General features: G+C 48.7%; 1 tRNA gene. It reads right to left on the reverse strand.

The annotated features are described in order from the left end of the window. Nucleotides 1-166: 166 nt before the first annotated feature. Nucleotides 167-243, reverse strand: a tRNA-Ile gene (locus CWB98_RS21825). Nucleotides 244-273 lie beyond the last annotated feature (30 nt).

Genomic DNA, 273 nt, shown 5'->3' on the forward strand with positions numbered 1-273 from the left:
GCTGACCTCCTGCGTGCAAGGCAGGCGCTCTCCCAGCTGAGCTATAGCCCCACATTACTAGGAATAACATTGTTCTGAACCAAGCTTCTTTTCGAGGCCAGGCATTAAGTGAGGACGTTTAGTAGTTTCTAAACGACGAGCTTAATAACGCAGCATCGGGAAGAAGTGGTGGGTCTGAGTAGACTTGAACTACCGACCTCACGCTTATCAGGCGTGCGCTCTAACCAGCTGAGCTACAGACCCAAACAATGTTTGTGTTCTCTAATTCTAATC

This window comes from Pseudoalteromonas rubra (assembly GCF_005887115.1).
Taxonomy (GTDB): domain Bacteria; phylum Pseudomonadota; class Gammaproteobacteria; order Enterobacterales; family Alteromonadaceae; genus Pseudoalteromonas; species Pseudoalteromonas rubra_F.